This window comes from Nonomuraea antimicrobica (assembly GCF_039536965.1).
GTDB lineage: Bacteria > Actinomycetota > Actinomycetes > Streptosporangiales > Streptosporangiaceae > Nonomuraea > Nonomuraea antimicrobica.
The window spans coordinates 58,637-78,705 of sequence record NZ_BAAAZP010000237.1 but is presented as its reverse complement, the minus strand read 5'-3'; the positions used below and the strand labels follow the sequence as shown (position 1 = coordinate 78,705).

Genomic DNA, 20,069 nt, shown 5'->3' with positions numbered 1-20,069 from the left:
TTCTTGTGGTGAGAACTCATCTACCGGAGGCTCCACGCTTGTCTCTGGCCTTCGGCGACTTCTCCCGGAAAGCCCGAAACGTCACCGCCCGTGTCCCATAAATCCTCAATCGCCCCGAATTATTTCTCTGAGATCACCTCACTATTGGATCATTACCCAGAAAGAGTTCTCGTTGCCGACTCTAAATTGGGCATAGAATCTACCCAGAGCATTGCCCTGATCCTGGTTGTCTTTTGCCTTGATCGCACGGATTGAGAAGTCCCACTCGGTACTCTTGGCCCCTTCGAATGTGGACGCGAACGGATATTCGTCGCAGTTCAGGTCATTGAATTTTGTCTGGGCGATGTACTTCTCCCATTGGTAGTACTTGCAATAGTTACTACTCTTGTCGTCCGGCCATTGAAAGTCTTTCACGTCGCCGCGATCGGCCACGAAGGCGCGACCGAAGAAAACGCGTCGATTTTCGTCCTTCACGGACTTTTCGGTGGCTCTGTGTAGTGGTTCGCCTGCATCACTCCCGACAGGAGCCGCCCAGTTCCCCGGGATGCGCTTGGGCAACTCCGTACCGAGGATGGCCCTATCCGGCGGATTCGGGACCTCGTACTCCCCCTCTCGTTTGGGCGGGTTCGTACCCTTATTCGTCGCGGGGTTGAGAGCGTCCTTGATGTGCTGGGCCGTCTCCGGGAATTCCGTGCCAGGACTTGCGGACATGACGAACACGCGCTTCGACCTGGTGTTGATACAGCCGCCGACGCGATCCTCGACCTGCGGGTCCCCCGCGCCGAACGCCAGGCTGTCGCAGCGGAAGTGGGGCATCCACCGTTTCCAGCCCGCGGGAATACCGTCACCCTCGCGTGCGATGCCGACCCACTGACCACGGACGTCGATGACCTTTTGGCTGAAGAGGGGTAGGCGCAACCACTCGAACCCAGAGTCGGTGTAAAGCACGACTTCGGGATGGAATGCACAGGCTACTACGCCCGGATTATCGATGGTCGTTCGGATGTTGAAGGTATCGTACGGACTGGATTGCCAGGCAGAGATGTCCTTCTTCTTCTCGCCGTCGCCAGTAGTGCAGCCTTCATCCGTGAGAGGCGGATCCGGAATATATAGTCTCGTCGTGAGGGGCAGGCCATCCAACTGGTTGCCGGGCTTGATCACGCGCCCGTCTTCGTCGATGAGCGCGAAATCATCGAGCTGGATGAACATCTTCATGTCCGTCGGTTTGATGCCGGTGCCGGCTCCGTCCACCACACCGGTTCCGGTCGCGTTGCCGAGATAGCTGTGGATGACCACTGTGGCCCGGAAGCGGAGGGCGATGTCTTCATCGAACGGCTCATCCAGCTGCCTGCAGGCCCATTGCAGGACCGGATTTTTGATCACAGCTTTACAGCCGGCTTTCACCAATCTGCCGCTCGACTCGTCCTCGATGTAGTCGTTCACTTGGAGGTAGGAGGACCAGCAGGAGTTGTATGGCAGCTCGCGGATTCGAGCATCGTACTCACCGTGCCCGGTTTCGCTTCCGCTGACCTGACACGTTTGTAGATTGATACGCTCGTAATCAAAGTCGCCGGTCGCAGCCGCGGCCTGGGTAGACGCGGTCTTCTGCGGTGCGGGCGCAGCCACAGACGTCGGAGCCGGGGCCATCACATTGGCGACCTCATCAGCGCTGAACGGGCGTTGATAGATTTGAACCTCGTCGAGGCTCCCTGCCATCGCCGCGCCGATCCGTAGCGGGGCCTGGGCGTCCCAGGCGGGGAAGGGCAGCTGCGCGGTTGCGGTCTGTGCTCCGTTCAGGTACAGAGTGGCCGTCCGGGTGGTGGCATCGTACACGCCCGCCAGGTGGAACCACTCATCGACCGGCGGCTCCACTCCCGACCGGACTCCCTCGGCCGTCGCGTCCGCGGCGTCGGTGTTGGTGAAGGTGAACACTAGTCCGTTGTCGGCGGTGTTGCCGAGCCGGAAGGGCGCCTGGTGGGTGCCTCGCTGTTCCAGGACGGTGTAGTCGCCGTCCTTGTCGCTCCAGCGCAGCCAGGCGGCGGTGGTGAAGCTCTGGTCGGTGCGGATCACCGCGCTGGCCGTCTGGGCCAGGGGTTCCTCGCCGGGCTGGGCGACGTCCACGGTCACCTGCTGCCAGTCCGACCAAACCGAGGTGGCGGTGGCCGAGACTGCGCGGGCCCGCCAGCGCACCTTCCACCCGTCGGACAGTGTGTTCACCGGGATGGCGATGCTCGCCTGGGTGCCGGCCGGTACGTTGTCCGCGGCCCCGGTCCAGATCTGTCCGGTGCCCTGGCCCTCGGGTGCGGCAGGGTCGTGTTCGACTTCGAACTCGGCGCGCAGCGGCTTGCCGGCCAGGTCGATCACCTGGGCGAGCAGCGCTGGGGTGAGGGTGGGGGTGACGGTGGTGCCGTCCACTTGCTCGGACGGGCTGACCTGCAGCGCGCCGACGGCCGGTTCAGAAACTGGGTCCGGCACGTCAACGGTGGCGCTCTGCCAGTCTGTCCACGCCGAGGCGGCGGCAGAGGAGACCGCGCGGGCCCGCCAGCGGATCTTCCAGCCGTCGGTCAGCTTCCCGGCCGGGACGCTCACCGTGACCTGGCCGCCGGAGGCGACGGCCTGCGAGGCGCCGGCCCAGATCTGACCGCTGCCCTGCCCGGCTGCGGCCGGGTCGTGCTCGACCTCGAACTCGCCGGTCAGGTCGCCGCCGGCGGTGTCGGTGACCGTGGCGGCCAGTTGCGGGGTGAGCGAGCCGGTCACCGTGACGCCGCCCACGGTCTGCGCCGGGGTGATGGCCGGTGCGGAGACGGCCGGTTGCGAGGCCGGTCCGCTGGTCGTGACGGTCAGCTTCGGCGGCAGGCCGAAGTCGGTGTCCTCCGAGGAGGTGAACACCCGGTAGTTGTCGACGTCCGCCTCGCCGGGCGACTTGAGCACCAAGCCGTGGTTGGCGGCGCCGGCGGCCCAGTCCTGGACGATGCCGGTGACGTTCCAGTCCATGCTGTCCGGGTAGACGGCGCAGTCGGAGTTGACGCCCTTGAAGTTGGTGGAGGCGTCCTCGGTGGTGAAGGCGGGCTTGTTGGCCCAGTACAGGTTGTCCGAGTCCCACGCGCCGGTCGCGCGGGCGACCTGGATACCTCGAGCGAGTGCGGCGCCGCAGTTGTGGCTGTCGATGGTGTTCATCGACAGCGTGGCGTCGGTCACCGTGCTGCCCGGCAGGCCCGTGGTGTCGAACCGCAGGTGCACCCGGGCCATGGTGCCGCCCGACACGGTGCCGGCCAGCATGTACTGGTTGTCCGGGTAAGCGGGCGAGCCGTCCGAGTCATTCGTGCTGACATCGACGTCGGTGCTGAGCGGCAGCGTCACCGCCGCGGCCACCCGCACCGGGTAGACGGTGCCGGCGTCGGCCAGGAACGTCTGGTCCGGCTTGGCCACCAGCTCGGTACGGCCGTCCTTGGTGACCACGTCCGAGCCGATCTTGCCGCGCCGGGCCAGCCCGCTCTTGTTGCCGTCGGACACGATTGTCCGCGTCCCCGCAGCGACCAGCTTCTTGTCCTCGCCCTTCAGCAACAGCCTGCCGCCCTTGCCCTCGGTCAAGGTCAGGCCCTCGTCGTCGACGCCGATCCTCAGCTCCAGCGGCTTGGCGGGCCGCTGACGCAGCACCACCTCGTGCCGGAACCCGCTCGGCAATGCCGTCACCACCAGGTCCGCATCCACGCCCGCAGCGTCGGTGTAGGTGGCCACGCTGCCCTTGACCGTCGGCTTCGGCAACGGCGTCGGCCAACGTAGCGCGTAGGACTTCCCATCGGCGGACATCTTCACGAACGGGTCCGTACCGCCGGTGGAGATCTCCACGACCGCGCCCTCGGCGAGAGTCTTGGGCCTTAGCTTGCCGCCCTGCTCGGCCAAGGTGGTGTCGATCGGCACCCAGCCGCCGCCCTGCCTGGCCCGTACCGGACCGGCGGTGACGTCGGTCTTGAACGTCTTCCCGTCCGGTTGGGCGTACGTGATGCTGGTCGTGGTCGTCTCATCGACGACCTCGATGGCCTTTCCTTGCTGGGTCGCGGACCGAGAGGCGGCGATCCGCGCCTGCGACGGCACGTTGGAGACCGCATTCCCGCTCTTGCCGGTGATCCACGTCGCTGTATCGTTCAGGCGCGCGTCATGATCATTGCCCGATGAGTCGACAGCTGTACGGCCGTCCCCCTCATCAAACGTCCAACGTCCGGCTGCCTGATCAACGGTGCGGAAGGACCAGGTGTAGGGAGCCATCTCGTTCTCCCAGGCGTCGATCGCTCCTGAGATCTCAACGGTGTACGTTGCGCCAGGGTGGAGCGGCTGCGTGGGAGTGAAAGTCGCGATCTTCTCGGTGTCGTCCAGCGTGGTGGTGCCCTGAATCTGGGCACCCTGCGAGCTCTTCACCACGAACTCTGGGCCGAAGATCTCCTCCGAGAATGTCGCCCGGATATGAGAGTCCAGGGATACATCGGTGGCGCCGCTGGTAGGTTCGGTGGCCAGTACTCGCGCCGGTGTCGTGTCCTCACCGTCCGAATTGGAGGTGTCGTCGCTATCACCGGGATCCGGTACTGCGGGGTCAAGCTTGCCGGTTCCGATCAAGGTGCCTTCGCCGTTCCGCTGCCCTTCGTTCGCAGCGATCAGCTCATCGTTGAGCGGTTCGATCAGCTCGTCGAGTTCTGGCACGTAGACAGATTTAGTAAGAGCTTCCTCGTATTCAGGGATCGAGGTGAGCGGCTCCCGTGAGGTGGTGACCACCGTTTCCAGGCGTGGCGGCGTTGGCGCCTCGAAGTCCACGGTAAGGATCGGTGGGTGGAGCTGCCCCTTGCATGCCTCTAGCGGGGTGCTCCTGCAGCCGCCTGCTTCGTCGGTCCGGTAGCGGCGCCAGTTGGTGATGTCCGACTCGCTCCCGGCAGTCAGCTGGACACCGTAGTTGGTGGAGCCGTCCGACCAAGCCTGGACGATCTCGTCGATCGAGTAGACCAGGTCCCATTCCTTGCCCGCCCAGCTCGCGGACCCGCTGGTGCAGTCGGGGCTGTAGGCGGCACCCTCGGTGATCTGACCCGTCGAGGTGACCGAAGGCTGGCTGTTCCACGTCATGGTCGCTTCGTCCCAAGGCGCCGTGACCCGCCGGGTGGTGATCCCGGAGCCGACGTAGGTCCCGCAGTCGTTGGACAGGTGGTTCCACAGGATCAGGTCAGCGTTCTGAACCTTGAGTCCGCGGAACTCGGCGGGCATGTCGGGGAACTTGATGTAGCTGCGCCAGCGGACGGTGCCGCTGTTGGACTTGCCAACCAGGATCCGGTCCAGGATGAAGTTGTCCCAGCTGTCCGGGTAGTCCTTGTCGTTGACGAAGGTGTCCCAGCCCTGTGCGGGCAGGCCGCCTGCGCCGGTATGAGTCTCCCACCAGTCGGCTGCCACGGCCGCCATGGTCACGGGATAGGTGACCGCAGGATCGGCCAGGAACGCGGCATCCGGAGCGAACACGAGCGTCTTGCCGTCGCCGTCGAGACTGACAGCGGCCTTACCGACCTTGCCCGAATCCATCGGGCCGTTGGCGTCGGCAGCGGTGGCGTCCTGCAGGAGCGTCGGCCGTACCTCGGTCAGCTTCTTGCCATCTTTGCCCACGATGATGGGCTGGCCTTGCGCGTTCTTGCTGAAGGAGAGTCCGGCCGGGAGCGCCACCGGCATTTTGAAGGTGACCGGGCCGCTGGGCCGTTCAGTGATGATGACCTGCTGCCGGAAGCCGGTCGCGGTCGCGGTCACCAGGAGGTCGCGGCCCTTGCCGTAGGCGTCCGCGTAGGTTGCGGTGTCGCCCTTCAGCGTGGGCTTGGGCAGCGTCGATGGTGTGGTGATCTTCGCTGTGCCGGCCCCTGCCGTCGCTTGACTCTTGAGCAGGGCCTTGTCCTGCCCGGCGGACAGAGTGAGGCTGCCGCTGGTCGCGTTGGGTTTGATCACGCCAGCCTGCTCGACGAGCGTGGTGTCGATGGGGGTAAAGCCGCCTCCATCGACGTTCTTGACCCGGACCGGCTCCAGGTTCAGTTCCATGCGGAGGGTCTTGCCGTCTGGGTTGGCGTACAGCGTAATGGTCTCGGTATTACGTTCCGAGATCTCTACGCGCTTACCGGTTTTGGCCGCCTTGCTTTTGGCGGCCTCAAGAACTTGATCGACAGCCTTTTTCCGGCTGGAAGGCTCAGAAGGTGTCGTCTCAGTTGATGAGGGCTGAGGAGTTGGCGTGGGCTCCTCGGCCCACGAAGGCACGGCGGCGAGGCTGACGATCATGGTGGCCGCGACGCCGACGGTCACAAAGCGACCGAGTAAGCCAGCGCGGCGTGTGAGTGGCAGGATAGGGCGTAAGTCTCGCTGCCCAGGGTCTGGTGTCACCTAGCGTTTCTCCTTTTACAGGCATACCAAACAGCCCACACATAAGGTGCACGGGCTGCTATAAGTGGCATTTTCGGACAGGAATGTATCAGTAAAGATCACTTAAAGAAAGAGTAAGTTGACCATGTGATCCAACTCGCGGTCGCATACGCCGACCTGGCGCGAGGGTGAGCAGCAGCGTTAACAACCCATTGCGGGGGCAACCCCGTGTAAACCATCGCTCGGACGAGGAGCAGGCGCCCCACGAGGAACAAGGAGCCGCAGTCTGCGTACTACCTGGCGGGGCAGCGAGGTCAGGAGCGCGGCGAGGAAGGCCCTGTCCTCCGGAGTGAATCTGGCCTTGGTGTCGGCGCCGAGTTGTCGTTCGAGGACGGTGATCTGGTGACGCAGGACGAGAATCTCCACGTCCTTGCCCCGATCGCCCATGGGCAGCAACCGCAGCGCGACGAAAGCCTTCGTGACGGTGAGATAGGCACGGCGAAGGAGCACAGCCGATCATCATGCCGCACGCGTTTGCCTCTCCTGGTGGCCGGAGCTCGCGCCACTACGCGAAGCCCTCACACGGTCACGACCTGGGCGGATGTAATTTTCGGCAGGCGCAGAGCTAGCTTCCCAATGACCCTCGCTCGCATCCTGCCGGCGCCATGGCGGTTCTCTCACCAGAGCGAAGCAGGCAACCGCCAGTCGAGGACGGGGAGCGTGCACCGGATACCGATGCTTTGTCCGATAATCATGATTGAACCTTTGCTTCGCCTGCTGTCCGAATCCGAACCTGATGCAGGTATTTATAAAGGTGACAGAGATCAGGTGGTCCGGGTGATCGGGCCACACCGGCATGACTTCACCACACGACACCGCAACACCACCGAACCACATCATCCCGCCGTACCACGCGAACCGCGGACCATGCCGTTCAGCACCCCCGACGGCGCTCATCTGCCGATCGATGCACCCCATCGGGCCGGCAGCGTCTGCGCGGACATTCCAGGCCGGCCCCGTGGAAACGGCTTCTCATCTCGCTCGCATGTGCACGACCCCAAGGGAGGGTCGTTCCGGTTCGATGCCGGCGCTGCCTGCCTGGACTTCGCCCACACGGGCGGCGAGGGCCGATACGCCGTCTTCGAGACCCTCCACGAGCCGGTCGACCTGGCCGAATGGCTGGCCCAGCCGCCGCCGGCCGCGATCATTACGGTGCCCGTAACGGCCCGCGAACTGACCGCGGCCAAGACCCTGCGCCAGGCGATCTGGGACGCGGCCCATGCGCGGGCGGCGAACCGTCCCCTCCCGGCCGAAGCGATCGCGGTCATCAACAGGGCCGCATTGGAGATGCCGCTGATCCCCGAACTCGCCGCCGACGGCACGACGGCGGGGTGGACACCGCCGGTGCGGGCCGCACAAGCCCTCTCGACTCTGGCACGGGAGATGATCGAACTTCTGTCCGGGCCGCTCTCCGGGCGCATCCGCGAATGCGCGAGTGACAACTGCCCGCTGGTGTTCGTCGACACCTCCCGCCCGGGCGCCCGGCGCTGGTGCGCGATGGAACGCTGCGGCAACCGCCACAAGCTCCGGGCCCTGCGCGCCCGGCAGGCCACGGACCCGTGACCCAGCCTCCAACGGCACCGCCCTGCCGGTACACGCCCCATCGTCGACATCCACACCATTGAGGCCGATCAGGTGGCGTTCCAGCGTCGGCCATTCTTGATCTTGACCGCAACCCTCGCGTTTCGCGCTTGCGGGTGATCACGTTTCGGCTGCGACCCAGCCCGCGCCGTCGCCCCATAGCTGGTTCAATACCCACTCGTGCAGACCCACGATGTGCGGATCGACGGCGACCTGGTCCGCAAACGCTTCATCGACGGCAAGCATGGGGGCGCCGAGCGGGAATGGCGGGCGTTGAAGCTGCTGACCGAGCACGCGCCTGGGCTCGCGCCCTCACCCGTGGAGTACGGGATCGATCTGGTGGTGATGTCGCGCATCGAGGGCACGCCGCTCTTCCAACTGCCTGCCGTACCGGAGAAAGAACTGGTGGAGGCGGTGGACCGACTGCATGGCGCCGTGCCCCGGCAGGTACTCGACCGAGTACCGCAGCGGTTGTGGCCGGTGGAGCGGATCAGGGATCAATTGCTCGCGTGGGCCGAGCGGTGGCAGCCGAAGAACGAGCTCGCAGATCAGGCCGTCAGAGAGGGCGCACGGTGGTTGTCCGGATGGGAGCCGGGCGAGCGTGGGGTTCGGCCGGTGTTCGGGGCCGGTGATGGCAACACGGCGAACTTCCTGTGGGACGGCGTGCGCGTCAGGATTGTCGATTTCGAGGAGTCGGGGCGCAGCGATCGGGCGACCGAGGTCGCGGAGATGGCCGAGCACGTGTCGTGCTGGGTCCATGGGGAGAGCGAGGTGTGTTTCGAGCTCGACTCCGCTGAGGAACGCAGGTCGTTGGAGTGCCGCAGGCTGTTTGCGCTGATGTGGGTTTTCCTGCTCAAGGACGAAGGACCGAGAAATCCGCCCGGTACGTTCATGCGAGCGGTCGGGCGGGCTTTGGATCGCCTCGGTTAGGCACGGCTTCCTCTCAGAGCCCGCCTGCGGTCTACACCACACCCGCGCCGTACCCGGATGCCGGGCTGTTGTCGCCCATGGATAACACCGTGAAGCGAATCGACACCTTACTCGTAGGGCTCGAATATCACCGCAGGTCAGAGGTGTCAGAGGGACCTTCGCGGGCCCGTTTCTGGCCCTTGCCAGTGCCGCCCCCCCTTGCTGAGGTGGGGGCTGCGGGGTCGTGTTCGGCTGGTGCAGAAGTTCGCGTAGCGCCTCGCGTACGGGGATGAGAGCGCGTTGTCCGCCGCATGTCTCCGACTGCTGCCACCGTCGGTGGTGGCCGTGACGCGACCATGACACGGCACGGACAAGGCGGGGACACGGCTGGCCGATAGTTGACGGGGTTCGGCCGGCCGGCGAGTTAGCCGAAGCGATCCGGCCGCCGGCATCGGGACGACGCTGTACGGCCCCCGGCACCACGGCGTCGCCCTCATCAAGCAGGGCGAGACGAACCAGCCGGAGGCGTTGTGCCCGTCCGTCGGACAGAAAGTCACGGCGAAGGTGATCACGAAAAGGAGAAGGCGTGGCTGAAGACAGGCAATGGGACCGGCGTTCGCTGCTGCGGGGCGCCGCCGTGCTGGCCGGTGCCGCCGCGGCCCCGCCTCTGCTGGGCGGCGCGGCCACCGCGCTGGCCGGCAGCGGTGACGCGGACGCGCTGTTCAAGGCCGGCAAGTTCGAGCAGGCCGGCCGCGCGTACGAGGAGATTCTGAAAAAGGACCCCACGAACCTGCCCGCGGCTCGCCGGCGCGGCTATGTGGGGCTGCTGGCCAATCGGTTCGCCGACGCCGAGAAATACCTCAAGATGGCGCTCGCTCTGGCGCCCGAAGACAAGGAAGCCAACTACTTCCTGGCCGACTGTTACATCCGGCAGGACAAGTTCGGCCTGTCCGCACCCCACTGGAAGGCGGCCGGCGAGGACAGTTACGCCAAGTGGTTCGCGGCAGTCCGCGGCGAGGCGTATCAGGTCCACGGCGACCTCGCGCGGGTGCCATTCGAGCAGATGGACCCGGAGCCGCTGGTGGAGGCCTCGGTCAACGGCGGACCGACGAAGCGCTTCGTGTTCTACACCGGCGCCCCGAATCTGAGCGTGCGCGCGTCGGTGGCCAAGGAGGCCGGGCTGAGCCCCGTCGCCAGTCAGAAGATCGATTTCGGGAACGGCGTCATTTGGGCGCACTACGGAATACTGGACTCCTTCAAGCTGGGCGGCATCGAACTGCGCAACGTCCCGGTGGGCTGGTCGGCGACGGAGTCGGGCGAAGATGTCGCCGGCGACAGCGACGGCCTGATCGGCACGTGGGTCTTCTACCACCTGCTGACCACCTTCGACTACGCGGGCCGGCAACTGATCCTGCGCCCCAGAACCACCGAAACGGCCAGGAAGGCACGAGCTGCCGCCCAGCGGGCGGGCGCCGAACCCCTGCCGCTGTGGCTGGCCCGTGAGCAATACCTGCACAGCACGGGCAGCTTCACCGGCGTCGCCGGCTCCCGTACAGGGGTGGTGGGCGTGAACTTCGGCGGAGTCGGCGAGATCGCCGCGGGCACGGGCGGGGAAACGGCCGAGCAGTTGGGGATCCGCACCGACTACGACCGCCAGATCGGGACTTTCGCCCAAAGCCACCCGGCCGCCGTCTACCCCTGCTACCCGAAGGAGATCCGCCTCGGCAACGCCATCGCCAAGGACGTCTACTGCTACACGAACCCAAACCAGCCGGTCAACGTGCCCTGGCCCTATGGGACGGGGTTCGACACGATGGGCTGGTTCTCCCACTGCTTCTGGAAGCCCTACAACATCACCGTCGACTTCACCGACATGAACCTCTACATCGCCCGCGGCGAGGCCACCTGATCACGGGGCAGGTCTGACTGGAGACCTCGCGTCTTCAGGTGTCGCGTGTTCGCGCGCTCTGAGGCTGTCAGGGCGCGCCCGCCGTCTGCGCCGGAAGCCCGCGAACTGTTCCCGGAGTTGGCCTGTTCCGCTGTTCCCCGAGGCCGGTGACGCCGACGGAGCTGGGCGGTGACCAGTGCGGCGCCAGCGCCACCACCCACCGAGGTGTGGCGGAGCCAGGACCGGGCGGAGCGGGCCCACTGGCGTCGACGTCTGCCCGGCCTGGTGGCTGCGGCCTCAGTTGGACGGGCTGCCGCTGCCGCGGATTACGTCGGTGCTGCTCGGCATGGCTTTCACATCTTCAGCTCAAGGGAATCCAGTGGATGGCGCCGAGATATGAATCAACGCCAACGATTTGCCACCGTTCTCCCTTCCGGAGGGGAATTGTAAAGGAATTATACACCCCTTGCAGGAGTATATAATCTTCGGTGCGGTATTCGCCGCGCCGGTTGATCAGGGCGAACTGTCCATGACATCCGTCTTCGCCTAACGTTTGGATGTATATAAGACCGTCCTGCTCGACGTCGAAATATTTTGTCGCCCCCCAGCCATTTGCCACATCGCCAGTTATTTCAGGGTCGATCTTGATGGGCTCCTCGAACAAGGAGGCAAGGCTGGCCTTTCCTTTGACCGCCAGATCGCCGTCGACCCCCAGGTCTCCGATGACTGTCAGCCCGCTCGAACCAATGGTGGTGAGCTTGTTCCCGGTTCTCGGAGAGCCGACCGTAAGATCGCTCAGGGTCGGGTTGTTGAGGGTGATGGTGAGGTTGGCGTACTGGTAGATCGGCTGGAAGCCGGTGGCTGGTTGCCGGGTTCCGGAGGTGATGGATGCCTGGAGGGTGAAGGTGGTGTCTTTGAGGATCTGGTATTTGTCTTTCCGGACGGTGCAGAAGGTTTTGTCTCCGGCGCAGAGGACCGTGCCGTCGCCGTCGTACAACTCGAAGTAGGTGCCGTTGCTCTCCCAGGTGAAATAGATGTCATCGCCCGCGTTGAAGTTCGTCTTGGGGGCGGTCGGCTTGTTCGGGTCGCCGGCCAGGAAGCTGTGCAGGTAGAAGATGGGTTCTGCGGTGGGCAGGGTCAGTTCGAGCGTGTCTTTGGGGGTGCATTTGTCGGCGCTCGGGCCCGAGGTTTCGGTGAACAGGCAGGTGAGCGGACTGCCGGTGGTGGTGGTGAGTTTGCCGTTGATGCTGATGGTCAGCGGTTTGTCAATGAGTTCGAACTGCGGTATTCCAGGGCGGAAGACGACGTGGTGGTAGTTCGTGTTGCCGCCGAGTCCGAGTTCCTGTCCAGATTTGATCTGGACAGAGGCGGCGTGCCATTTTTCGTTGTCGGTTAATACTTGGGGGTTTTCGGTGAAGTAGGCGCCTCCGTCTTCCGGTTCGCTGACCGGAACGGCGATGTCAATTTTGTTGCAGTAGACCTTTTGGCCGATGGGGCTGGAGACGTTGATGTCGATGGTGTTGGCGGCGGGTTTGTCGGGGCTGCCGGCTTGGAGTGGGGCCGGGCTGGTGGTGGTGCGGTATTGGAGCAGGCGGGCATTGGCCATGAGAGGGCCTCCTTGTGGGTGTTCGGTGAGGGGGCGGAGCAGGCCGTACTCGAGTGGGATGGGCTGTCGTAAGGGGAATTGTGTGTCCGGCATCGCCGGGGTCAGTTTGTACGGTGTCCAGGTCGCCTGTCCTGTACACGATCTTCGCTCGGACTGCCACTCGCGCCAACTCCGGGATTCGACGCTGGTCGGCAGGCTGCGGAAGCCGCGAATGTTCGGGTGGTGCGGCCCGGACCGGCGTGCCCACCACGTCGTAGTCCTTACCCACCGCGGCGGCGAACACCAGCGGCATACGGCCCCGGCCAGGACGGTGGTGCCGTGCAAAGTGACATCGCGGGTGACGAGGACACGGAGGCGGGTCATTTCAGGCATGCTGGGACACCCTGGGCAGTCGTTCCCCGGCGCAGCAGGTCCCGCCAGTCGGCCGGCCAGTTGATCAGGGCGAAGATGAACATGATCACCAGGTTGGTGAGGGCGGCGACGCGTTCGTAGAGCTCGCTGCCGGCCACGATGTGCGTCGTGGTCGCGGCGGTGAGGAGCAGGATCAGGGCCGTCGCGCCGATGAACTTGAATCGCCGGCGGGGAATGACCAGCAACACGGCGCACACCCCCTCGATGGTCCCGACCACGAACCTGAACCAGGACGGGTAGCCCCACTCGACGAACTTCACCGAGTACGCCGGCCCGAAGAACGTGGGGCCGGGCCAGTACTTCGTGACGAAGCCGACGAAGAACGTGAATGCCACGAACCAGTAGAAGGCCGTGAGCAGCCGTCGTGGCCACACGCGGGTGGACATGATGGTTTCCTCCGAAATAACTCGTCCGGAAATGGATGCCGCCGGTTCAGGCCGGCTGGATGAGGCCGATGACGTTGCCGTCCGCGTCGGTCACCGAAGCGATCAGCTTGCCCCCGCCGACGTCCTTGACCTCCTGCGACGTCTGCGCCCCCGCGTCGAGTAGCGCCCGCAGGCTCACCTCGATGTCGTCGACGTGCCAGTAGGCGACGGGCCCGGACATCCCCTTCTTGTGGCCCTGCGGGTCCAGGCCGATGTCCTGGCCGTTGATGGAGAAACCGACGTAGTACGGCTCGTCCATGTACGGCTCGACGCCCAGCAGCGCACTGAACATGGCCTTGGCGGCGACGAGATCCTTGACCGGGTGAATGACAGTCTTGATGCCATCGTTCATGACCTACTCCTCGTGTGTGCCGGTCACATCGGCGAAGGCCGGCGGGTCATAGACATGACACGACCCGAAGAAGGAATGTGACCGATGGGTGACCACGAGTTTCTGGCCGACCGATTCGAGGAGCATCGCCGTCACCTGCGAGCGGTGGCCTACCAACTGCTCGGGTCACAGAGCGAGGCCGATGACGCCGTCCAGGAGGCGTGGCTGCGGCTCAGCCGCACCGACACCAGCGAGGTGGAGAACCTGAGGGGGTGGCTGACCACGGTCGTCGCCCGCGTATCGCTGAACATGCTGCGCTCGCGCACCACCCTGCGCGAGGACCCGTTGGAGGCGGTGGCTCCGGGCTCGGCCGGCGACGGCGGGAGCGATCCGGAGCGGGCCGCGCTGGTGTCCGACTCGGTCGGCCTGGCGATGCTGGTGGTGCTGGACAGGCTCGCTCCCGCCGAGCGGCTATCCTTCGTCCTGCATGACGTCTTCGCCGTGCCGTTCGAGGAGATCGCACCGATCGTGGATCGCTCCCCGGCCGCGGCCAGGAAGCTCGCCAGCCGGGCCCGGCGGCGGGTCCAGGGAGCGGACCCGCCGTCCGGTGCCGACCTGCTGCGGCACAGGGAGATCGTCAGCGCCTTCCTCGCGGCCTCGCGGGGCGGCGACTTCGGCGCCCTGCTCGCGTTGCTCGACCCGGACGTGGTGCTGCACGCCGATCGTGCGGCCGTGCTGACGGGCGCGCCCGGGCGGCTCCGCGGCGCTTCAGCGGTGGCCGAGATCTTCCGCGGCCGTGCCCGTGGCGCGCGACTGGCGCTGGTCGACGGGGCCGCCGGAGCCGTCTGGTCAGCGGGCGGGCAGCCGCGCATGGCGTTCGATTTCACGATCGCGGCGGGGCGGATCACCGAGATCAACCTGATCGCAGACCTCGACCACCTTCGCGAACTCCACCTGGAGGCCATCGAGGGCTGACGAGGGCTGACGAGGGCTGACGAGGGCACCGTGCCGGACAACGGGTTCCGCGCTGGTCGTCGCGTCAGCGGTGTAGCCTCCGCCGGGCGTCGCCGGGCCGGCGGCCGACGCCCTCAACCGCTCAGGGTGGTGTACGCGACGGCGGTGATCTCACCGAGGGCCTGCCCCGTGAGATCAGCCACCTCCCGCTGCGCCTGCTCACCATTGGCGGACATGCCGACGAAGGCGGCGAAGGTCAGCAGGCGGTCACCCGGCAGTTCGACGTATCCGGCCAGGGCCTTGCGCACCATTCCGGCACCGCTGGGGCCGCCCATGCTGGTGCCGGTCTTGGCATAGACGTGCCCGGCCGCGGCGTCCCGGCTTGACCGTGACGTCCACGACGTTGTCGTTGACCATGATGGGTGAGATGGTGGCGGTGACATTGTTGGCCAGTTTCTCGCTGCCCTCGGCGAACAGCGAGGTGTCGACCAGGACGCGGCCTTCGACGCGCTTGACGCCGGACTTCGCGATCTGGGCGGCGAGCCGGCGAAGCTCCTGCAGCGGGTCGCCGCCGATGGGGCCTGCGCCCGGCGTGGCGCTGTAGGTGTGGTCGGGTTCGGGCAGGAGCAGGCCCCCGCCGCGGCGCAGCCGTCCCGACAGCAGCAGGTCCCCGCCGGCCACCAGCACCAGGTCCCCCTTGAGCACGCCGCCCCGCACCGGCCCGGTGCGATACACCCGGGTGGCGAAACGCCGGTCGGCGCCCAGCGCCAGCATCGCCGTCCCGCCGACGAACACCTTGGACGAAGACCCGGCGACGAACAGCTCCCCCGCGTTGAGCTCATAGATCGGCTTCCCACTGTCCGGGGCGAAGAACTCCGCCCCCCACTGGGCGCCCTGGAACTCGGGTCGTGCCATGATCTGCTCGATCTTGGCCGCCAGCACCGCGTCCGGGCCCCGCACCGCGGCACGGACGGCTCCGCGGGCGGGCCGGGCGACGACTGAGACGGCCGCGGTCGCGAGCGGGACCGCACCCAGCAGTCCGAGCACAGAGCGGCGCGACAGATGAGCGGAGTACGGCCGGCCTGGCTCACCCGGGGCAGTGATGTGCGACAAAGCGTCTCCTCGTCGGCATGACCGGCCCTCTGTTCGGCCAGTCCGGCGGCAGCGGTCTTTCGGCTCGGCAGCCGATCCAAAAAGGCGGCTTGTTTCCTCCGCGTTTCGCCGCTTCCGAGCTGCGGGGCGTCCGCCGGGGAGGCAGGCGGAAACGGCGAGGAAACAAGCCTCGGTGCAGAAAGGGACGTCGAAAGCAGACCCGCCGCAAGGGCTTTCAGCTCCGGCTCATCGCCCTGGTGCGCGTCCCCCTCTCAGGAAGGATCTCTGTCGTGAATCGTGCCGCAGCGACCGTCGCGGCCGGACTGGCATGCGCGATGCTGACGCAGGGCGTTCATGCCGCCGCGTCCACCACCGCCCATGACATCGGCGACGTCCAGCAGGCAGCCGACAGCGTGGCGCAGGTCGACGGTGTCGTCGGTGTCATCGGCGAGGCGTACTACGACGGCAGGCGCATCGGGCGTGGATCGGCCGGCTCCCGGCTGATCGGCGGCCAGGGCGGTAAGGTCCCCTCGGATGCCCGCTATCGCGCCTGGTCGCAGACCAAGCAGATGACCGCCACGGTACTGCTGCAACTGGTCAAGGAAGGCAAGCTCGGCGTGGACGACACGCTCGGCAAGGTGCTGCCCATCACGGTCGGGCAGGACCTGGTCGAGCGAGCCGGCGAGATCACCATCCGGCAACTGCTCCACCACCGCTCCGGCGTCCCCGACTACAACGGTCCCGGCTCAACGGACCTGCGCCCCTTCGACGACCTCACCACCCGCCACACCTGGACGGAACTGGCCAAGATCTCCCGCGGCACACCGCGTACGAGCGAGCCGGACGCCCGGTACGCCTACTCAAACACCAACTACATCCTGCTCGGCGCCATCATCGAGAAACTGACCGGTAACACCCTGGCCGAGGAGTTCGAACGGCGGCTGTTCACACCACTGCGCATGACCCGGACCTACCTGCCGACCAGGCCGGACCAAGGCATCAAGGGCCCGCATGGGCATGGCTACTACCCCAGGCCCGACGGCACCCTGCGCGACGTCGACCGGATCAATCCCACCACCATGTGGGCGGCCGGCGGCGTCATCTCCACCGCACGGGACCTGACCACGTTCCACCGCGCCCTCGCCCAGGGCAGGCTGCTGCCGGCGAACCTGCGCGACCTGGTCGAATACCCGGACCACAAGGGGTCGGTGTGCGGCGGCACGGTCGGGCTGTTCACCGGGTCCGGACCGGGCGGGAACGCGGTCACCTTCACCTCCGCCGACGGACGCCTCCAACTCGCCGTGGACGTCACGACGAGCACGCGCGCCCAGCCCACACTGCGCCCAGCCATATTCCAGGCCGCCGAGGACGTACTCTGCCCTGACCGCTGACCCCGCTCACCGCGCCCATGAGGTCTGAGGGCCACGCCGCGAGAGGCTACAACGGCAGGATCGCCGCCGGCCACGCAGAGGCCGGTGTCCGCTTGATGCGCACCATGTCCTGCTCACCAGGTGACCGGGAGTTCGTGAACGCCGTAGACGACGGCGTCGTTCTTGAACGGCAGGTCCTCGGCCGGTGCGGCGAGCCGCAGGGTGGGGATGCGGCGGAACAGCGTGTCGAAGACGATCTGCAGTTCCATCCGGGCCAGGTTCTGGCCGAGGCACTGGTGCGGGCCGAAGCCGAAGGCGAGGTGGTGGCGGGCGCCGCGCTCGACATCCAGCTCGGCCGGGTCCCTGAACGCCGCCGGGTCCCAGTTGGCCGACAGGGTCGAGACGATGACGCCCTCGCCCGCCTTGATGCTCACCCCGCCGATCTCCACGTCTTCGGTGGTCACCCGGGTGGTGACCGTGTCGGTGATGGTGAAGTAGCGCAGCAGTTCCTCCACGGCCGTGGGCGTCTTGTCCGGGTCGGCTTTGATCAGGGCCAGTTGCTCCGGATGGGTGAGCAGCCCGACCACGCCGAGGGAGATCATGTTCGCCGTGGTCTCGTGTCCGGCGGTCAGCAGCAGGAAGGCCAGGCTCACCAGGCCCGTGTGATCGAGGGCGCCCTCCTGGCCTTGCCGGGCGATCTGCCGGCCGAGCAGGTCGTCGCCGGGTTCGGATTCCTTGTGGGTGACCAGGTCGTCGAAGTAGGCGCGTAGTTCGGTGAAGGCTCGCCGGCGGTCTTCGAGCGAGGTCAGGCTCACCATCATGGTGGTGCGGCTTTGGAAGAAGTCGTGGTCGGAGTACGGGACGCCGAGCAGTTCGCAGATCACCAGGGAGGGCACCGGCAGGGACAGTGCCTGGACCAGGTCTACCGGGTGCTGGTCGGTGGCGAGCAGGTCGTCGATGAAGTGGTCGACGATGTCCTGGATGCGCGGGCGCAGCGCGGCCAGGCGTTTCACGGTGAATTCGCCGATCACCGGGCGGCGGGCCGCGGAGTGTTCCGCGCCGTCCATGCCGATCATCACCGGCGGCTGGCTGCGCTGCTGCTGTAGGGTCGCCGCATCGAGGTTGAAGAGTGGGAAGCCGTCGTTGCGCCGATCGGAGGAGAAGCGGGGATCGGCGAGGACGGCACGGGCCTCCTCCTGCCGGGACACCCACCATGCCTCGCCGCCGCTGGTCAGGCGGATCTTGCTGATCGGTGCCTGCTCGCGCAGCCGTTCGTAGGCGGCGGGCGGGGCGAACGGGCAGCCACGCTCGACCGGAAGTTCCAGGTCGGTGTGTTCACTGGCAACGCTGTCCATCATGAAGGACCTCCTGGTGAAAGCTCTGGCTGAATTTGTTCGGGGCCGTCTGGGATGAAGCCAGACGCGGTGTCTGGGTCAAGTGGTAGAGGCCAGTGATGCGGGCGGCTATGACGCCGTCGATCTCGCCCTCCACGCGGAGAAAGAGTGCTCACGAGGACGACCTCAAGGGTGAGCACATCAAGCAGGCCCAGCAGGTCCCTGGTTTCGAGCGCGCGCATCAGCGCCGTCGACACACTCTCGGCGACTCACCAGGTCACCCGTAGCGAGTTCAAGCCGAACACGACGCTGAAGACCCGGAACTCCACCTGCTCAAACGGGTCGGCCAGGGCGAGGGCGGGGAACCGCTTGAGCAGCGCGGGGAAGGCAATGCGCATCTCCATCCGCGCCAGCGGCGCCCCGAGACAGTGGTGCACTCCGTGGCCGAACGCGACGTGACCGGCGGCTTCCCGGGCGAGGTCGAGCCCGTCCGGGTCGCCGATGAACGCGTGGTCGCGGTTGGCGGCGGGAAGCGAGCAGATGACCAGCGCGCCCGCGGGGATGACCTGCCCGGCGATCTCCACCTCGGTCGTGGTGGTGCGGGCCGGAGGCGACTGAGCGATGGACAGCCACCGCAGCAGTTCCTCGACGGCGGGCTCGATCCGCGCCGGGTCCTCGCGAATCATCGCGAGCTGGTCCGGGTGCCGCATCAGGGCCAGGGTGCCCAGGGCGAGCATGTTCGAGGTCGTCTCATGCCCGGCCAGCAGCAACTGCCCGGCGACACCGATCAGCTCGTCGGTGCTGAGATCGTCGCCGTGCTCGCGTACCAGCATGCCCAGCAGGTCCTCGCCCGGGTCGGCCTGTGCGCGCGCGACCAAGCCGGCCAGGTAGGCGCGCTCCGTCCGCCGCACCGCGGTCAGTTCCTCCGCCGACAAGGACGTGTCCAGCAGTCGCGCGGAACGATCCTGGAACTCGGCGCGGTCGGCCGGCGGCACGCCCAGCAGCTCGCAGATCACCAGGGACGGCACCGGCAGCGCGAAGTGCTCCACCAGATCGGCCGGCTTGCCGGCCCGCTCCAGGTCGTCCAGGGCCGACTGGACGATCTCGGTGATCCGCGGCTCGAGCCTGCGCATCCGGCGTACCGTGAACTCCGGGGTCAGGATCCGGCGCAACCGCGTGTGCTCGGGCGGGTCCAACCCGATCAGTTGCCCGGCGCGCATCCTGGCCAGCTCATCGGGGTCCAGCGCGCCGGCTCCGCGGAGTGGGGTCATGGCGCTGCTGAAACGGGCCGGATCCGCAAGCACCCGGCGGACATTCTCGTGACGGCAGACCAGGTACCCGGGCAGACCCCAGGGCGTCTCCACCCGGACCACGCCCTCACCGTCGCGGGCCCGGGCCAGTTCCTCGGCCGGGTCCAACCCGTTCCGCCGCATCTGCAGCGGCAGTTCGTTCGCTTGCGTCATCGTTCGTTCATCCGTCCTGTGATTGATACTCAGCGTCTTTGCGCGGTGCGAACCGATTCGCCAACCTCAAACCGTCCAGCCGATCCACCGTGTGCGGCTGGGCGGCGGCGCGGGAACCCACTCGCCCACGTCCGGCAGCCTCCTGCGCACGTGCGGCACGTAGTGCTCATATTCGGTTGACGAATGAGCATCCGCCGGAGGGACAGCCTCGTGCGGACGAGTTCGGGAGCGACGGCGATCGCGAGGGGGCCGCCGGCCGCCGGGTGGGACAGA

The 20,069-nt window shown here is 66.5% G+C and carries 13 protein-coding genes; 5 read left to right on the top strand and 8 right to left on the bottom strand.

The genetic code is table 11. The features are described 5' to 3' along the window. Positions 1-141: 141 nt before the first annotated feature. Positions 142-6,315 carry a DNRLRE domain-containing protein gene (locus tag ABD844_RS49945; RefSeq protein WP_344896246.1) on the bottom strand — a complete coding sequence of 2,058 codons (6,174 nt, stop codon included), beginning with the start codon at positions 6,313-6,315 and terminating at the stop codon, positions 142-144. A gap of 822 nt (positions 6,316-7,137) precedes the next feature. Between ABD844_RS49945 and ABD844_RS49940 the strand changes: the two genes are divergently transcribed. From ABD844_RS49940 to ABD844_RS49930, 3 genes are all read left to right on the top strand, one after another. Then, the gene (locus ABD844_RS49940) at positions 7,138-7,995 is read left to right on the top strand and encodes a CGNR zinc finger domain-containing protein (RefSeq protein ID WP_344896243.1); all 858 of its coding nucleotides are present in this window, start codon (positions 7,138-7,140) and stop codon (positions 7,993-7,995) included. A gap of 198 nt (positions 7,996-8,193) precedes the next feature. Then, positions 8,194-8,943 (top strand): phosphotransferase family protein, encoded by a 750-nt coding sequence (locus ABD844_RS49935; RefSeq protein ID WP_344896240.1) that lies wholly within the window; start codon positions 8,194-8,196, stop codon positions 8,941-8,943. A 616-nt stretch (positions 8,944-9,559) separates the two neighbouring features. Further along, on the top strand, positions 9,560-10,831 hold the full coding sequence (locus ABD844_RS49930; RefSeq protein ID WP_344896236.1) for an aspartyl protease family protein: 1,272 nt from the start codon (positions 9,560-9,562) through the stop codon (positions 10,829-10,831). 340 nt (positions 10,832-11,171) lie between these two features. Here the strand turns inward: ABD844_RS49930 and ABD844_RS49925 are convergent, their stop codons facing one another. The 3 genes from ABD844_RS49925 to ABD844_RS49915 all read right to left on the bottom strand — a co-directional run bounded on the left by ABD844_RS49925 (position 11,172) and on the right by ABD844_RS49915 (position 13,604). Next, positions 11,172-12,416 carry a hypothetical protein gene (locus ABD844_RS49925; RefSeq protein ID WP_344896233.1) on the bottom strand — a complete coding sequence of 415 codons (1,245 nt, stop codon included), beginning with the start codon at positions 12,414-12,416 and terminating at the stop codon, positions 11,172-11,174. 359 nt (positions 12,417-12,775) lie between these two features. Next, a complete protein-coding gene (locus tag ABD844_RS49920) occupies positions 12,776-13,213 on the bottom strand; it encodes a DoxX family protein (RefSeq protein ID WP_344896230.1) in 438 nt (145 codons plus the stop codon). Positions 13,214-13,259: 46 nt separating this feature from the next. Continuing rightward, complete coding sequence (locus ABD844_RS49915; RefSeq protein WP_344896227.1) at positions 13,260-13,604, bottom strand: VOC family protein; 345 nt, start codon at positions 13,602-13,604, stop codon at positions 13,260-13,262. A gap of 84 nt (positions 13,605-13,688) precedes the next feature. On the opposite strand from ABD844_RS49915, the gene ABD844_RS49910 reads away from it, so the two are divergent. After that, a complete protein-coding gene (locus ABD844_RS49910) occupies positions 13,689-14,558 on the top strand; it encodes a sigma-70 family RNA polymerase sigma factor (RefSeq protein ID WP_344896224.1) in 870 nt (289 codons plus the stop codon). Between the two features lie 113 nt (positions 14,559-14,671). On the opposite strand, the gene ABD844_RS49905 is transcribed toward ABD844_RS49910, so the two are convergent. Both ABD844_RS49905 and ABD844_RS49900 read right to left on the bottom strand, forming a co-directional pair. Next, positions 14,672-14,848, bottom strand: a complete 177-nt coding sequence (locus ABD844_RS49905; protein ID WP_344896221.1) for a hypothetical protein — start codon at positions 14,846-14,848, stop codon at positions 14,672-14,674. Then, positions 14,805-15,650, bottom strand: coding sequence for a D-alanyl-D-alanine carboxypeptidase (locus ABD844_RS49900; protein WP_344896218.1), 846 nt, complete (start codon positions 15,648-15,650; stop codon positions 14,805-14,807). The genes ABD844_RS49905 and ABD844_RS49900 overlap by 44 nt, the downstream gene beginning before the upstream one ends. A gap of 269 nt (positions 15,651-15,919) precedes the next feature. Between ABD844_RS49900 and ABD844_RS49895 the strand changes: the two genes are divergently transcribed. Continuing rightward, positions 15,920-17,020 (top strand): serine hydrolase domain-containing protein, encoded by a 1,101-nt coding sequence (locus tag ABD844_RS49895; RefSeq protein ID WP_344896215.1) that lies wholly within the window; start codon positions 15,920-15,922, stop codon positions 17,018-17,020. A 113-nt stretch (positions 17,021-17,133) separates the two neighbouring features. Here ABD844_RS49895 and ABD844_RS49890 read toward each other — a convergent pair whose 3' ends face one another. Further along, positions 17,134-18,357 carry a cytochrome P450 gene (locus ABD844_RS49890; protein ID WP_344896212.1) on the bottom strand — a complete coding sequence of 408 codons (1,224 nt, stop codon included), beginning with the start codon at positions 18,355-18,357 and terminating at the stop codon, positions 17,134-17,136. 245 nt (positions 18,358-18,602) lie between these two features. Then, the gene (locus tag ABD844_RS49885; protein ID WP_344896209.1) at positions 18,603-19,796 is read right to left on the bottom strand and encodes a cytochrome P450; all 1,194 of its coding nucleotides are present in this window, start codon (positions 19,794-19,796) and stop codon (positions 18,603-18,605) included. Between the last annotated feature and the right edge of the window lie 273 nt (positions 19,797-20,069).

Coding starts and splice junctions, on each gene's coding strand:
- ABD844_RS49925 (WP_344896233.1), bottom strand. CDS start 12,416: ATGGCCAATGCCCGCCTGCTCCAATACCGCACCACCACCAGCCCGGCC.
- ABD844_RS49920 (WP_344896230.1), bottom strand. CDS start 13,213: ATGTCCACCCGCGTGTGGCCACGACGGCTGCTCACGGCCTTCTACTGG.
- ABD844_RS49915 (WP_344896227.1), bottom strand. CDS start 13,604: ATGAACGATGGCATCAAGACTGTCATTCACCCGGTCAAGGATCTCGTC.
- ABD844_RS49910 (WP_344896224.1), top strand. CDS start 13,689: ATGGGTGACCACGAGTTTCTGGCCGACCGATTCGAGGAGCATCGCCGT.
- ABD844_RS49905 (WP_344896221.1), bottom strand. CDS start 14,848: ATGGTGCGCAAGGCCCTGGCCGGATACGTCGAACTGCCGGGTGACCGC.
- ABD844_RS49890 (WP_344896212.1), bottom strand. CDS start 18,357: ATGATGGACAGCGTTGCCAGTGAACACACCGACCTGGAACTTCCGGTC.
- ABD844_RS49885 (WP_344896209.1), bottom strand. CDS start 19,796: ATGACGCAAGCGAACGAACTGCCGCTGCAGATGCGGCGGAACGGGTTG.